This window comes from Streptomyces sp. NPDC012466 (assembly GCF_042955215.1).
Classification (GTDB): Bacteria; Actinomycetota; Actinomycetes; order Streptomycetales; family Streptomycetaceae; genus Streptomyces.
In genome coordinates this window covers 463,205-477,462 of the sequence record NZ_JBIBEQ010000008.1, presented here as the reverse complement: position 1 = coordinate 477,462, position 14,258 = coordinate 463,205, and the positions used below count along the sequence as shown (strand labels likewise).

General features: G+C 68.4%; 11 protein-coding genes and 2 pseudogenes. 5 read left to right on the top strand and 8 right to left on the bottom strand.

Annotated elements, in window-relative coordinates; translation table 11 throughout:
- Window positions 1-2 precede the first annotated feature (2 nt).
- The gene (locus ACFY9E_RS29640) at window positions 3-941 is read left to right on the top strand and encodes an STM4011 family radical SAM protein (RefSeq protein WP_390989063.1); all 939 of its coding nucleotides are present in this window, start codon (window positions 3-5) and stop codon (window positions 939-941) included.
- Between the two features lie 824 nt (window positions 942-1,765).
- Here ACFY9E_RS29640 and ACFY9E_RS29635 read toward each other — a convergent pair.
- Entirely contained in the window at window positions 1,766-2,776 is a 1,011-nt protein-coding gene (locus ACFY9E_RS29635; RefSeq protein WP_390989062.1) for a hypothetical protein, read from the bottom strand.
- A 779-nt stretch (window positions 2,777-3,555) separates the two neighbouring features.
- On the opposite strand from ACFY9E_RS29635, the gene ACFY9E_RS29630 reads away from it, so the two are divergent.
- Window positions 3,556-4,560: a serine hydrolase gene (locus ACFY9E_RS29630; protein WP_390989060.1), complete on the top strand. Its 1,005-nt coding sequence runs from the start codon at window positions 3,556-3,558 to the stop codon at window positions 4,558-4,560.
- A gap of 307 nt (window positions 4,561-4,867) precedes the next feature.
- Here ACFY9E_RS29630 and ACFY9E_RS29625 read toward each other — a convergent pair whose 3' ends face one another.
- Both ACFY9E_RS29625 and ACFY9E_RS29620 read right to left on the bottom strand, forming a co-directional pair.
- Window positions 4,868-5,440, bottom strand: a complete 573-nt coding sequence (locus tag ACFY9E_RS29625; protein WP_390989058.1) for a S1 RNA-binding domain-containing protein — start codon at window positions 5,438-5,440, stop codon at window positions 4,868-4,870.
- Between the two features lie 46 nt (window positions 5,441-5,486).
- Window positions 5,487-5,648: pseudogene (locus ACFY9E_RS29620) on the bottom strand (IS630 family transposase); the annotation flags it as partial.
- A 646-nt stretch (window positions 5,649-6,294) separates the two neighbouring features.
- On the opposite strand from ACFY9E_RS29620, the gene ACFY9E_RS29615 reads away from it, so the two are divergent.
- Window positions 6,295-6,774 carry an RICIN domain-containing protein gene (locus ACFY9E_RS29615; RefSeq protein ID WP_390989056.1) on the top strand — a complete coding sequence of 160 codons (480 nt, stop codon included), beginning with the start codon at window positions 6,295-6,297 and terminating at the stop codon, window positions 6,772-6,774.
- Window positions 6,775-7,365: 591 nt separating this feature from the next.
- Here the strand turns inward: ACFY9E_RS29615 and ACFY9E_RS29610 are convergent.
- Window positions 7,366-8,595: an NAD(P)-binding domain-containing protein gene (locus ACFY9E_RS29610; protein ID WP_390989054.1), complete on the bottom strand. Its 1,230-nt coding sequence runs from the start codon at window positions 8,593-8,595 to the stop codon at window positions 7,366-7,368.
- Window positions 8,596-8,791: 196 nt separating this feature from the next.
- Here ACFY9E_RS29610 and ACFY9E_RS29605 point away from each other — a divergent pair, with 196 nt between their 5' ends.
- Entirely contained in the window at window positions 8,792-9,421 is a 630-nt protein-coding gene (locus ACFY9E_RS29605; protein ID WP_390989184.1) for an ATP-binding cassette domain-containing protein, read from the top strand.
- Window positions 9,418-10,209 carry a hypothetical protein gene (locus tag ACFY9E_RS29600; RefSeq protein ID WP_390989053.1) on the top strand — a complete coding sequence of 264 codons (792 nt, stop codon included), beginning with the start codon at window positions 9,418-9,420 and terminating at the stop codon, window positions 10,207-10,209. Before ACFY9E_RS29605 ends, ACFY9E_RS29600 begins: the two co-directional genes overlap by 4 nt.
- 235 nt (window positions 10,210-10,444) lie before the next feature.
- Here the strand turns inward: ACFY9E_RS29600 and ACFY9E_RS29595 are convergent, their stop codons facing one another.
- The 4 genes and pseudogenes from ACFY9E_RS29595 to ACFY9E_RS29580 all read right to left on the bottom strand — a co-directional run.
- A complete protein-coding gene (locus ACFY9E_RS29595; RefSeq protein WP_390989051.1) occupies window positions 10,445-11,281 on the bottom strand; it encodes an SAM-dependent methyltransferase in 837 nt (278 codons plus the stop codon).
- 202 nt (window positions 11,282-11,483) lie between these two features.
- Entirely contained in the window at window positions 11,484-11,918 is a 435-nt protein-coding gene (locus ACFY9E_RS29590; protein WP_390989049.1) for a DUF6892 domain-containing protein, read from the bottom strand.
- Between the two features lie 250 nt (window positions 11,919-12,168).
- Window positions 12,169-13,515, bottom strand: a complete 1,347-nt coding sequence (locus ACFY9E_RS29585; protein WP_390989193.1) for a hypothetical protein — start codon at window positions 13,513-13,515, stop codon at window positions 12,169-12,171.
- Between the two features lie 144 nt (window positions 13,516-13,659).
- Window positions 13,660-14,177: pseudogene (locus tag ACFY9E_RS29580) on the bottom strand (transposase); the annotation flags it as partial.
- Window positions 14,178-14,258 lie beyond the last annotated feature (81 nt).

Here is a 14,258-nt window from a genome sequence, read left to right as displayed (position 1 = left end):
TCATGGACCTCACCCTCCTCTACCGTGGCCCACTCGCCTCCTGCGACTACGACTGTCCCTACTGCCCGTTCGCCAAGCGCCGCGACACCGGCGCCCAGCTGCGGGCCGACCGCGCCGCTCTCGAACGCTTCGCCGCCTGGGCCGCCGACCGGACGGAGGACCGTCTGTCCCTGCTGTTCACCCCCTGGGGTGAGGGCCTGGTGCGGTCCTGGTACCGGCGCGCCCTCGCGGACCTCTCCCGTCTGCCGCACATCCGGCGAGTGGCGATCCAGACCAACCTCAGCTGCCGCACCGACTGGCTCGCCGAGGCCGATCCCGGCACCGTCGCCCTGTGGTGCACCTACCACCCGGGCCAGACCCCCTACGACCGCTTCCTGACCAAGTGCCGCGACCTGGCCGCGCGCGGCATCCGGTTCAGCGTCGGCGTCGTCGGACTGCCCGAGCACCTCGATGCGGCCCGCCGACTGCGCGCCGACCTGCCGGTGCACGTCTACCTGTGGGTCAACGCCGCCGAAGGCCACTCCTACACGGACGCCGAAGCCGACCTGTGGACGGCCCTGGACCCGCTCTTCCCGTACAGCCGTCACCCGCACACCAGCGCCGGTCTGCCCTGCCGCACCGGCGACTCCGTGATCTCGGTGGACGGCGACGGCACCGTCCGCCGCTGCCACTTCGTCCGCACCCCGCTCGGCAACCTCTACGACGGCTCGTACCGCGCCGCCCTGCGTCCGCGCGCCTGCCCGCTCGCCGTCTGCGACTGCCACATCGGCTATGTCCACTTGGAGACGCTGCCGCTGTACGACGTCTTCGCCGGCGGGGTGCTGGAACGGATCCCCGCGCAAGTCCCGGGCCTGCGTCCGGTGCCGGCTGCGGCGCGTCGCCCGGCCGTCATCCCGGTGCCCGGCCCCACGCCGTCAGCATGCCGGGAGACAGCCCCGTGAAGGCGGGGCGGTCGAGGCAGCGCACAACCTCGTCCACGCCTGCGTCGGCCACCACCCCCGTCGCCGCCATCACTCCTCGCGCCCACCGTCACGTCTCGGCCCAGAACCGGGTACTCCACCCGTTGAGGCATTCGTTGTGGGCTGCGGCTGCACCGAGGAACATGGAACGCTGGGAGCCCGCTCACCGGCCTGGCCGCTGGGACTCGGCGGCCTGCGAGAAGACCGTCATCGGTAAATGCGCAGCCCCCACGACCGGCCCGTTCACGGACAACTGACGACCCTCAGCCCAGAGGTATTTCAGTGAGCGGCGTGCAGTGGACAGATGCCGTGTCCGGTACTTCGCCGTCCCACCACTCACCGCGGGCCAGGCACGTCCGGCGGAGGCGGGTCGTCGAGCAGATCGGCCGGGAGCCGAACCGGCTCCGCGGCGACACCGCCGGAAGCACCCGTGAGCGCGGCGGGCAACGCCGCCCCCGACCCAGGTGAGGACCCCGACCATGGCCGCATCCGGATTCACCAGCGACCGGCCGCCCGTCGGCGAAGCGAAGCAGACGCTGCCCGAACTGACGGACCACTGCCGCCCGCGTGGGGAAAGGCGTATCCCGGGCACGCCTACCTTCCAGCAGCCAGCGGCGCTGGCGTCGCTGCGACGCAGACGAGGAGGGAGCGCCATGAGCGTCAACTCCTACGCCTTCGGCCCGCTTCCAGGTGGGGGAACGCAGCGCACCTTCGGCATTCACTTGGTGTAGTCCCACGATGTTTGGCGCGCCGGTCACGCCTCCCAGCATGTCCCGGATCGGTTCGGTGGCGAGTCGGCTGAGACATCAGGTCAACATGTTGGTGACCCTGTGCAAATAGCTGAAGTCGTGTTCATCACGGGCTCGGGCCAAAGAGCGGATCTCACGAGTGGAGACGTTCAGGGCGTAGCCACCAACCGCACCCAACACCCAGGTCAGGCCTGGCTGCACGACGCTTCCCGCGGCGGCCGCCAAGGCGATAGTCACGGTCACTGACCGAGTCACCCACGCCATCCGGGTGCTTCTGGCTGCGGCATGGTAGTCCGCCACGGACTGGTCCACTTCGCGGCGCAGCTGGGACAGGACATCGGCAGGGTGTTCGTAGTCCCGGCGTAGCTCACCGAGCAGGCGGTGGAGGGCCCTCATCAGACGCTGGCGTTCGTCGGCGTGACGGTCCCGGAAGGCAAGGACGTCAGCGGTTGGAGTGCCGGGAGCGGGTACAGGGAGCAGTCGGCCGAACTCCAGCTCCCAGGCCGGCCGAAGGTTCTCGCCAGGACCTTCGAGGGCGTGGGCGTGTGCCTGCGGGCGATCGGTGTACGGGACGTACGGATCCCGGCTACTGGCGGCGAGCTCTCGGGCCAGGGTGCCGATGACCAGCTGCTGTACCTCCTTTGGGACAGCGAGGGCAAAAGGATTTCGCTGACGTTCGGCCAAGCCCAGGGAGAGGAGTTCGCGGTTGAGCCAGTAACTGATCTTGCTGCAGTAGAGAAAGGCTTCCGGTGGGGATGGAAGTCGGGGGCGGTCGGGCCTCGAAGCCATCCTCCGCAGTTCGTGCTGCAGTGCTCGCGAGGCTGGACTGCTGTAAGGGGTACCTTCTGGCCAGTGGGGCTCTTCCAGTCGATCCACTGAGCCTTGGTCGAAGGTCAAAGGGACGTACAGTCGCCGCTGCCGCAGTTCCTTCAGTTCCTCGGGCACGGCGATGTCGTATACCGATGGGGCCCGCGGCACGACAGTCGCGATGCCATCCCAGTAGAGCAACGCCTGATGGAGAACCTCCGTCGGCGGCTTCACCAACGGGTAGTACAGCAAGAATGCCAAAATGCCTCCTTGGCTCGAACCCCTGCTCATTGAGCGGCAGTTCACACTACCGAAGGGTTCGCTCGGGCCCGCAGCTTCGCCAGCAGACCAAAGTGCTCTTCTGCCGGCGGATGAAGCCACTGATCGACGCCTAGCCCCTCCCAGGGCGCCGTCGTCGGCGGGTGCGGCAGGGTGACGCTGTCGGCGGTGGCCACCGGTGGGTCGAACCAGTCGCTCGCGTGTTCGTGCAGGATCTGGCCCGGCGTCTGCTCGAAGAGCCAGCCGAGGATCTCGGGACCCTGCTCGGCGCCGGCCGCCTCGTTCAGGTCGTACGCGACGACGACCGTGTCCCTGCGGTTGGGCGCGAAGGGCTTGGTCGGCGGTTCCAGCAGGCGGGCCGCTGCGAGACCGGGGATGCCGGTGCCCCAGTCGCCTGCGGAGAGCCGTTGTCAGGCGACGTCGGTGTGGACTCCGAGGGCGACGGCGAAAAGCGCGGCGGGGATTCCTCTCGGCCGCGCGCATAGGCGTGGGTGTCGCCGTCGATCGCCACCTCACCGTCCGACCTGCGTACGAACATGTCGCCCCTCCAACCGTCGCGTCGAACTCACTGCGGCAACGACTCGGGCGTGCGTCCATGTGAGAAACCAGCAGTTAGGGCGCACGTTGACTCCGAAGCACCACGTCGCAATCTGAGGAACGACACGCCTGCCGTGCTGTTGATCACGGGCTCGAGGTCGATATGTCATATTTGCCGGGTATATTGTCCTATCCCTTCCCAGGAATACCGAGGCTTGCCTGCCATGCCCGATGGACAGCTCGACAGGGCTTATGAGGAGCTCGAAGGATCCCGCTGCGTCGCCCTCCGTCCGCACGCGCTGGCAGCCTGCGCCACCGCCGCGGTCATGGCGTCGCTCGCCGGCTGTTCATCCACTGGCACATTCGAGGAGGTGCAGACGCCCTCGGCACACAGCGATGCGCCAGCCGCCGCACTTGCGGGGCCATCGTCGGTAAGCCTTGGCGCGGCTCTCGAGCGGTCGCTCGAGTCGGCACTGAGGGGCGGTGACACCCGGTTGGCCGTGGCCGTGCTCGATCTGAACAGCGCTGAGCAGGAAATCGCGTCTTACCAGGGCGACGCGTTGTTCAGCACGGCGAGCATCAGCAAGGTGGACATTCTCGCGGCGTTGCTGCTCCAGGCGCAGGATGAAGGCCGGAGACTGACGGCTGAGGAACGCCGGACCGCCGAGGCGATGATCAAGACGAGCGACAACGACGCGGCGGACCTCCTGTGGCGGGACATCGGTGAGGGAAGAGGCCTCGACGCGGCGAACGAACGGCTGGGGCTTTCCTCGACCCGTGGCGGCTCCGGCGTCCACTGGGGCCTCACCCAGACGACAGCGAAGGACCAGATCCGGCTGTTGCAGTCGGTGTTTTCCCATGGGCCGGCGGACTCCGCCCGCTCACACGAAGGGCTGAACGCAGAAGCTCGAGGGTACATCCGAGAGTTGATGCGCGACATCGCGGAGGGCCAGGACTGGGGAGTGTCTGCCGCATCGTCTCGATGGTCACTCAAGAACGGCTGGCTGAAGCGGTCCACAACCGGACTGTGGGTCATCAACAGCATCGGACAGGTCACGCTGCACGAGCACCGGTACCTGGTCTCGGTCCTCAGCAGCGGCCACACGTCGAAGCGAGGCGGCATCTCGCTGATCGAACGGGCGGTGAGAGTGGCGATCGACGCGACCAGCGCCCAGGCCCGTCACAAGCCGACTGGCACAGGCGCCTGGAGGCCGGTAGAGCTCCGTTGAAGGTCACTCTTGATCTCGCCCCGTGCGGGACCTCCCAGGGAAGGAGCCGGTGGCAGGTGATGCGGTGCCGCTCCAGCACCTCAGAACGTCCTGGAGACGTCGAGGACTGGTAGAGGGGCTGCAGTCCAGGTGCATGGGGGCAGTCGCTGTCCGGGTGGGGACGGGACGGCCGTTCGCAAGAGGTCCCCGAGTTCTTTCTGGATTTGCGCCCTGGATTCACGCGCAATCACTTCCACCCTTGCGCCGAGCGGGCGCTCAGACGTTCAGGAACGCTCGTGCGAGGAACCGTCGCGGGAACGTGAAAGAGTCACCGGTGGTCGGATGAGCTTTGTCGTCGGGAGAGAACGAGCCTGCGTCGCTCCCGGTCGATCTCAGTGACGACGACGGTGACCTCGTCGCCGGCCTGGACGACATCTGACGGACTTTCCAGGGGCGTCGATGTGAGCTCTCGCAGGTGGACCAGTCCCTCGATCCCGTCGGTGACTTGGACGAAGACGCCGAACGGGACCAGTTTGGTGACCCGTCCGTGCAGTTTCTGCCCCACTGTGGTGCGGTCGGCGAATGTTTGGAAGGGATCTGGCTGTGTCGCCCGCAAGGACAGTCTGGCCTCCAGGTTCCATGTGTCGAACTGGAGGAACTCGGCTGAGACGCGCTGTCCGACCTGCACAACGTCGAAGGCGGTTTCGATGCGCCGCCAGGACAGTTCGGGGATCGTGATGAACCCGACGCCGGGGAAGACCGGGTGGTCGGGGCCGTCGTCCAGTGCCACGAACACGCCAAACCGTTCGATCGCTGTGACGGTGCCGGAAAGGATGTCACCGTAGTGCAGTGATTCCAGGAACGCCCAGAGTTCCGGGTTCTCGGACCGTCCGCCCATCATGCTCCCAGCCTTTCACAAGGAGCTGCGCGCTCGGCGGGAAGGGCGGTCACACTGCAGTTTTGAGGGGACGTCCGCCCCAGCGGATGCCCTTCTCGCTCCGGATGCGGGCGCGTTCCTCGCGTTCGGCGGCCAGGACGCCCGGGTGGCGGGCGTTGGCGTTGCGCCAGCGCAGGTAGGCGGGGAGAGCCCGGGTCTGCACGGTGTGGTTGGAGGGGTCGAGCTGGAGGGCACGCTCGGCCTTCAACGTCGACCCCAGCCGCACCCGTCCAGTCAGGGAACGGGGAAGCCTTCGAGGCATTCGCAAACGCGTTTCGCGAGAGCCTCTGCCTCTACACAGCCGCAGTCTCCTCGATTCAAAGCGCGTAACGCTGGCGCGGACGGGATGCCCGTCGGTGCCGAATCCGATCAGGACCATGGAGGCGGGCAACGCCTGGAGCTGCTCGCTCGTAGGCCTGTCGCTGCCCACACACTCCCGGCTGGACGAAGTCCGGGCTGCGGGAACCAGTGGCAGCCGACCTGGCGGCCTGGCTGATCATCGCCGGTATGAGACAGCCAGCTCGTCGGGACGGCTGTCAGTTTCTCGTTCTTGCCGCTCCAGCCTGTCGCGTGTCATTCCGCTGCCTGTTCGAATCGAGCGGTGCCCTGCCACCCCGATGCGCTGCGTGCGGGACATGAGGGTGACGCTCGGTCAGGTGATCCACGTAGCACCGCCCACCCGTTCGAGACCTCCTGGACAGGCTCTGGCCTCGGGAAACGACCGGTTCGCCACCCTGTGGAGCAACAGCCCGCTCCCTACGCTGAGTTGCAGGGGCGCCCGTCCCTGAGGAGAATTCTCGCAGCTGAGGAGCACTGACTTGAGCGACCTCCTACTGCTCGCCGGCGGATCGGTGACGATGACCCACCACGTCACCGGCACCTACTTCATGTGCAACGACTGGCACGACGGTGTCGGCAACCACACCCAGACCTGGGCACAGGACCCGTTCGCCAAGGACAACAACTCGCACCGGTGGTTCCTGCGGCAGAACGCCGACGCCACCGTGCGCATCGAGTCGTATGCCAACCACCGCTGCCTCACCGCAGGGGCCAACCCGCCCGACATCGTGACCCTTCGAGAACGCACCGACAGCCTCAACCAGCACTGGCGGCTGGTCTCCCACGCAGATCGAGGCAACGACTTCTACATGGTCTCGGTCGTGCACCCGCGCTACGCCCTGGCCATCGCCGACCACCTCCAGGGCAACGACCGGCTGGTGGGCCTGACCCGCATGTGGGGCGGACCGAACCTCTCCCAGCTGTGGCGGATCTACCCCTCGTCCGAGGACCAGGGATGATCCCAAACGAGCATGCGCGCCGCCCCGCCGCGAGGAGTGCGAGCTGAAGCGTGACGGCCTAACAGCGGGTGACCGCCGAGCGCCGGCCACGACGGCGATGCGACGGCGGTCACCCGCAGCTGGACGTCACCGGACCGCGTTCCCGAAGTCCTTTCATGACCCGCATGTTCACCGTGTCACCTGCGTACCGCGCGAGCAGACCGGTGGGGTCAGTCCGCCCGGTGATGCGACGGTGAGCGGTCGGCCCGGACGCACCGAACGCCGAAGGCAGTGCCGCCAGGGTGAACCCTGCCGTGGCCCGAAAATGATCGTGGCCAGTGCCTCGCGGTCGCCGTACCGCCGCCGGTCTCCGCCCTGCGGCCATGTCGGAGCGGGCGGCACAACTCGCTAACAGAGTCCCCTGCGGAGAGCGGCTGCGAGCGGTGTTCGCTCAGGCCGAGCCCCTCGACGTACTTGGTGGCCATCCGGGGATGCTCGGCGTCCGGGGCGGCGTCCAGGAGGGCGGCGATCCGGGCGCCACCGTGCGTGGCAGCGTTCGGTTGCCGGCATCACGAGGCGGTCCCGACCGAAAGCCGGGACTCAGGGGCGGCGTCAGCTCGGTGGGTGTCCTTCGGGGCGTGTGTCGGTCGCGCGGTCGCCGACGCGAGGGGCGGGGAGGGGGGCCCGCGCCTCCTCGCGGCGGAACGCGTGGGCGATGGCGCGTGCGTCGATGCCCGCCTGGCGGAGGACGCCTGTCAGGGGATTGGTGTAGCCGGCGAAGTACAGGCGTGCGGCGCCCGCCAGGGTCCTCCCCCCTACGGCGAGGGGCTGCCCGGCCTCGTCGAGTACGCCCAGGGATCCGACCAGGTCGTGCAGGCCGGGCCGGTAGCCGGTGGCGGCGATGACCGTGTCGGGTCGCAGGCGGGCACCGTCGGCCAGCAGCACGTCGGGGCCGTCGAAGGCCTGAACCGCCGCGACCGGCTCGACCCGTCCGGACCGGACGGCGTCCACGAAGCCGTGGTCCAGCACCGGGTTGACCCCTTCGCGGATATTGCGGGTGTACAGGCCCGAGCGCGGTCGTGGCAGGCCCCACGAGGTCAGGTCGGGCACCGCGAGGCGTTGCGTGAGCAGCGAGGTGCTGTCGCGCCACGCGAGCGGGAGGGCCTCCGTCAGCCGGCCGACCGCATGCCACCGGGCGCTGGAGCGGGGCAGGATGTTGGGCGGGGTACGGACCGCGATCCGTACCCGTCCGGCTCCGGCCCCGGCCAGGACGGCGGCAATCTCGGTACCACTGTTACCGGCGCCGACCACCAGAACGTCCCGCCCGCGGTAGGGGGCCGGAGAGCGGTAGTGGGCCGAGTGCAGCAGCGTGCCGGTGAAAGTCGAACGCCCGGGCCACTCGGGGACGTTCGGGGTGTGGCAGCGGCCGGTGGCCACCACGACCGCACCGGTGGCCACCGTAGCGTCGGGGATGTGGACGAGCCACTGAACTCCCGAACGGCCTTCGGCCCGCTCGACGCGTTGCGCCGGGGTGGTCACCCGGACGTCGAGCCGGTGATGGGCGACGTAGCGCTCCAGGTATCGCACATAGTCGTCCCGGCTCACCCACGGGCCCGACTGGCGCGGTACCGACAGGCCGGGAAGGTTCGAGGCGCCGGGAGGGGTGTGCAGGCGCAGATGGTCATAGCGCTGCGCCCAGCTCGCTCCCACGCGGTCCGACCGTTCCAGGACCACGGCCGGTACTCCGGAGCGGCGCAGCAGCGCGGCTGCCGCCAGGCCGTGGGGGCCGGCTCCGATCACGATCACGGGAGCGGCGACGTCTCGCATCGGTGTCTGGGGCATCGCCTCCTACAACGGCGGGCCGCGGCTCACGTAACGGCCGGCGCGGGAGCGCAGAACATGTGGAGTGGCGATTCGGCTGTTCAACGCGGCAGCGGAAGGCCGCCGTTACGGAGGTGGCACGGACTCGTTGGACACCGGGCAGCAGCGCGCCGGCTCGCTACACCTGTCCGATCCTCGAGGGGCCCATGTGCAGGCAGTGACGACGACGCACCACCGGCCGCCGCTGCGGATCCGCGGAGTCTGCAAGGGGTACGGCGGCAGGCAAGTTCTGCGCGGCGTCGACCTCGATGTACCCGCCGGGACGCTGGTCGGAGTCGTCGGCGAGAACGGCGCGGGCAAGAGCACGCTGCTGCGGATCGCCGTGGGACAACTCGCGCCCGACAGCGGAACGGTGACGCGGACCGGGGCGGTGGGTTACTGCCCACAACGAGCGGTACTGAACGGTGCGTTCACCATCGGACAGCATCTGCGGTTGTTCCAGATGGCCTACCGGCTGCCGACGCTGGAGCGCGCCGGCGAGCTGATGGAAGTGCTGGCGCTGACCGGCTGCCGGCGACAGCCGGTAGGTGAGCTCAGTGGCGGAACACAGCAGAAGCTGAACCTGCTGATCGCCCTCATGCACGATCCGCAGTTGCTGGTCCTGGACGAGCCGTATCAGGGTTTCGACTGGGACACCCACCAGCGGTTCTGGACGCTGGCCGCCGATCTGCGTGACCGGGGCCGGTCGATCATCGTGGTTTCGCACCTGCTGCACGACCTGCACCACTTCGACGTGATCGCTCAACTGCGCCAGGGCCGTCTGCACTTCGAGGAGGCCGACCGTTGAGGCTGTCCTGGACGGCGTTCACCGAGTTGCTGCGCTGCACTCTGAGGGGCCACCTGCGCAACCGGCTGGCCCTGGTTCTGGCGGTCGCGTTCATCCCCATCTGGATCGCCGTGGCACGCGTGTGCACCTCGGACCGAGTGGTGCGCATCTGGCTGGACGCCATCAGCGCACCCGTCTCCGCCCGTGCCAGCCAGGTGGGCCAGGTGGCCAGCGCGCTGGGCGCCGTCACCATGGTCGCCGGCTTCATCACTTTCACGGAGACCTTCCTGTCCCGGCAGATGGACCGCCGACTGCTGTTGGCCGGCTATCCCCGGCTGCCGATGCTGATCGCCAAACTGGCGGCCGTCGCCCTCACCGCCGTCCTGCTGGCCTCCTACACCACGATCCTGCTGTCGATCTCGCTGCCCGTACACCATGCGGGCCCTCTGGCGCTGGCCCTCGCAGGTGCCGGACTCGCCTACGGCAGCATCGGCCTTCTGCTCGGCTCCCTGGTCCGGGGCGAGTTGGAGGGCTTCTTCCTTATCATCATGCTCAGCCTGGTCGACACCGGCCTGCAGAATCCCGTCTTCAACACACTCATGGATGTGGCCGGGGTGTCGGCTCTTCCTCTGTACGGCGTGAACCAGCTGGCGCTGAGCTCAGCCCTCAGCTCCGATATCCCCTGGTCCCACGGCCTGCTCTCCCTCACCTGGTCCGCGGCGACCGGCGCCCTGGCGCTGCTGGTCCTCCACACCCACCGTCCTTCCCGCTCCTCGTGGCGCCGCAGGATGTCGGCCTCACAGCCCTGAGTTGGTCGGGGAATGTCACCTTTGCGATCTTGTCGACGGGCATACCCCTGCGCCGACAGTTCGTCGGGCACTTCGAGGCACGCCGGTGGTGCGCTGACGGCGGCGACGGCTTACTCCAGCGTGGCCGGTCCTGGCGTCGACGTGGAGTAGTTAGCCGGGCCGGTCCCGTTCGTGACAGCGGATGACCTGCCCGGTGAGCGGGTCCAGGAAGGCCAGGCGGTTCCAGGCAACACACCTAGCGGGTGGGGACGCTCGCACGGGCGAGGACGGACAACTCGAACGGGCGGAGCGCGTCGGTACGTTCCCACTCCGCAGGGTCGATCGTCTCGCGTTGCCGGGCGTACTCGATCGGCTGGAGACGGTGCTCGAGCAGGAGGGCGTCCATCTGCTCGATGCTGAGGAACGTTTGCCAGGGCTCGCCCTGCTCGGCCGCCGCAGCCATGACCAGCTCCGCATACGACTGACCTGCCTCGTCGCGGAGCCCGGCCGGGAGGAGGTGTTCCACTATGAGCTCTGTGCCGGGTGCGAAGCCGCTGATGACGGCCAGGGTCTGCCTGATCGCCTCCGAGGTCAGGTACATCGTGACCCCGAGCCAGCTGACCAGCGCGGGTCGGCCCGGGTCAAAGCCGGCCCGCACGAGGTGATCGGTGAGTGACCGGGCGGACTCCGTCTCGAAGTCGACCGGGACGAAGAAGGCGGACGGTGGCACCGTCGTCCCCGTCTCGACCAGCAGCGCTCGCTTCCAGTGCTGGGTCGTCGGCTTGTCCACCTCGAACACCCGCACGCCGTCGGCCAGTTCCGACCTGTAAGCGAAGGAGTCCAGCCCCGCACCGAGGATCACGTACTGGTCGACGCCCCGGTCGACCAGCTCGGCCAGTCGGTCCTCGGTGTAGCGGCTGCGGGTAACGGCCGTCGCCCGCGCGCCGGACAGGACTGGGTGCCCACCATAGGACCGGTGGTAGCCGAGGAGTTCTTCAGCACGCTCCCCCAGGAAAGTCTGCGCCAGGGTGTCGGCGAAGATCGAGGGAGTCTTGTCGACGAGGAGATGTGCCGCGCGTGCTGCGGCCGACATGAGAGCTGTCCGGCTGGGTTGCCCCTTGTTCATCATGATGCCGGACATTAGCCCAATAATTTGACAGAATATCACAAAAGCAAAACTTTCGGAAGGGCTTCCGAGCTCTGTTTTGGTAACGAATGATCCTCTGCGCGGCCTTCCTCGGCTGGGGCCCCTGAGGGCCCAGCCGGGGCGGCGGGTGACGAAGGGGTGCCGGGCCTCAGTCGGCGTCGATGCCGCGCGCAGCGAAGACCTCCGCCGCGTCCGGCACCGCCAGGACACCGTCCTCCACGAAGGTGACCTCCCGAAGGTTGGGCAGCAGGGCGAGGTCGTCGAGCGAGCGGACGTCGAACAGATCGTCCTCGCCGTCCCAGGCGGGAGCACAGTGCCGAAAGACGTCCGCCCCGGCGTCGAAGCACAGCTCCTCGACGCGGGCGAGCAGCTCGGCCGGGATCTCCAGGGACTCGAAATGGGCTCGGGACTCCGGCAGCACCTCCGCGTGGAGGCCGTTCTCCAGGACGTAGGACGCGGGGTCGCCGATCCCCCGCTCGGCCAGCCGCGCGGGCAGGTCGTAGACCGGTAGGAGCGGCTCGGGGCGGTACATGAGCTCCTCGATGACGAGCAGCTTGAGGTTGAAGTCGCGGAACTGGCTCATAGGGCATGAGTACCACGGAGGTACGACACGGGCCCTCCGCCCAGCTCCCGGCTGATCGGGGCAAGGCGGCGGATGGGGCCGTTCCCCGGCCGGGCCCGGCCCCGCTCGGGCCGCCGTGGGTCTGTCAAACGAGCGGCGTAACCGGGGTTGACGGATACTGACGGGCTGCGGAGAGGCGGCGCCGCCGGACTCCGCGACGTGGCCAGGACGCGTCGCCGCCCCCGACGCGATCCCGGCCCGCGCTATGCGATCAGAGGCGGTGCAGGCGAGCCGTGCTGTCGGTCCAGTGCCAATTCACAGGGTGCCACTGCCGCTTGAGGACAGCGCGTTCCTTGGCGTAGGAGCGCAGCGCGTCCTCCACCGCCTGGTCGAGGTCGCCGAGGGAGGCGGGGCAGGGGATGCGGAGCATCAGGTGCTGTGTGCGGTGAAGGAGGATCAGCTCGCCCGCAGGGGTGCAGTCCACGAGCGTGAAGTGCTTGAGCAGCTTGTACCGCTTGTCCTCCAGGTCGAGACGTTGGGCGCGCACGCCCGTGGCCGTCCAGGCGAACAGCCCGTACCGGTTGAGGTGGTAGATCCGCTCCCGTACGGGGTCGGCGGCGATCTCGAAGCAGTGGCCGGTGAAGGGGCTGTCGCGGTGCAGGTGCATGCCGCCGAGCCGGCCGACGAACTCGCCTTCGTCGCTGAGCAGAACGAAGGCGAACCGCTGGCCGCGGCTGCCGCCCCGGTAGAGGTGCCCGAAGATCGGGACGACGAACAGGTCCTCCCGTACCACTGCGGGCCGGCCGAGCCGGGCGTCGTGCCAGTCCCACTGCCGCGCGGTCTGTTCGAGTTGGGTGAGGTGCTCGGTCAGCGAGGGCCGCGGCCGGTGGTCCATGCCGACCGGCTCGCCGTTGAACAGGACGTCCGGCCTCAGGTCGGCTTCGGTGTGCTTGACGGGCTCCGCCTCCATGGATGCCAGGGCCCGCAGCGTCGGCTTCGAGGTGGGGGTGAGGGGCTGGTCGGTGATCGACACGATATTGTCGAGCAGGTTGGCGTAGTTGTAGAGCCCGTACTCGCCGGTCGTGCACAGCAGGCGGCCCGCCGGGGTCGTGCTGATCCAGGAGGCGAACGGGTCGCGCGGGCCGTCATCGTAGCTTCTGAGGGGCATACGGTGGCGCGCGGTCACCGCCGTGAGATCCGCGGTGAGCAGATGGGTCTGGTCACCCGGCCCGGTGGCCGCGAGTGTTCCGTCGGGCAGGACGCACAGGCCCTTGGCCCACCACAGGTCCTCGCCCAGCCCGGTTGTGGGGCCGCCGAACGTGGTGTCCTGGCGCAGGTACTCGCTCTGTCCCGAGACCGCGGTGGCGAGCACAGTGCCGTCGGGGGCGTACTTGGTCAACAACGAGTAGCCGAAGTGCGCCTGCGCCGGATCGGCTTCGTCATCAGTCACGCCGTAGGTATGACGGTGGACGCCGTAGAGAACGTAGATCTCACCGGTGGGCGCGGTGGTGACGTCGTCGACCCTCACGCCCCAGCCGTCGGTGTACTTCCGTTCCAGGTCGACCGAGTGGTGACCGATGAGCGCGGACGGCAGCGGCACGGGTATGGCGTGAGTCATCACGCCATACTCACAGACCTCACTGACAACACCCGGTGAGTGGGCGGTACCGACGGCCCCGGACGGCGTCGTCACGTTGTCGGGTCTGAGGGTGTCCGACGGTGTGCCGGGGCGTGGTGGAGTCGGGTTCCGGCTGTGTGTGTACGGCGCGGTGGGCAGGCTGGCGACGCCGGTGACCTGCTCCCAGGTCGCGAAGCGGACGGTCATCTCGGCTCGACAGTCGGATGCGGGGATCAGATGACGGCAGGGCCGGAATGGGGCGAGACGCCGCTGAACGCGGACAGAAACCGCTGGACTCCGCCCACGGAGCGCAAGCCCTTCATCGCACGTTCGCGCTGCCTGGCCGACTGGTGGCTGTTCTCCGCCCGTTTGTTCGTTACTTCGACTGCCAGTGCTATGCCCAGCACGTTGCCGTCCTGGTCGACGACCCGCCACAGGTACTGCAACCGCCCGTTGATCTTGATGAAGACCTCGCCCGGGTGCCACTTGTTCCCGGACTGGGGCCGTCGGCGGCGCAGCGCGCCTGCGTAGGTCTGCCCGAACTTGCCGCACCAGCGGCGGATCGTCTCGTACCAGACGACGGTCCCGCGCTCGAGCATGAGCTCCTCGGCCTCGCGGAACGACAGCGGGAAACGGAAGTACAGCCACACACAGTGGGAGATGACCTCGACCGGGTACCGGTGCGCCTTGTACGACGGCGACGCGCTCCCCGCGGACGACCCTTCCCAGGTTGATCAACCTGA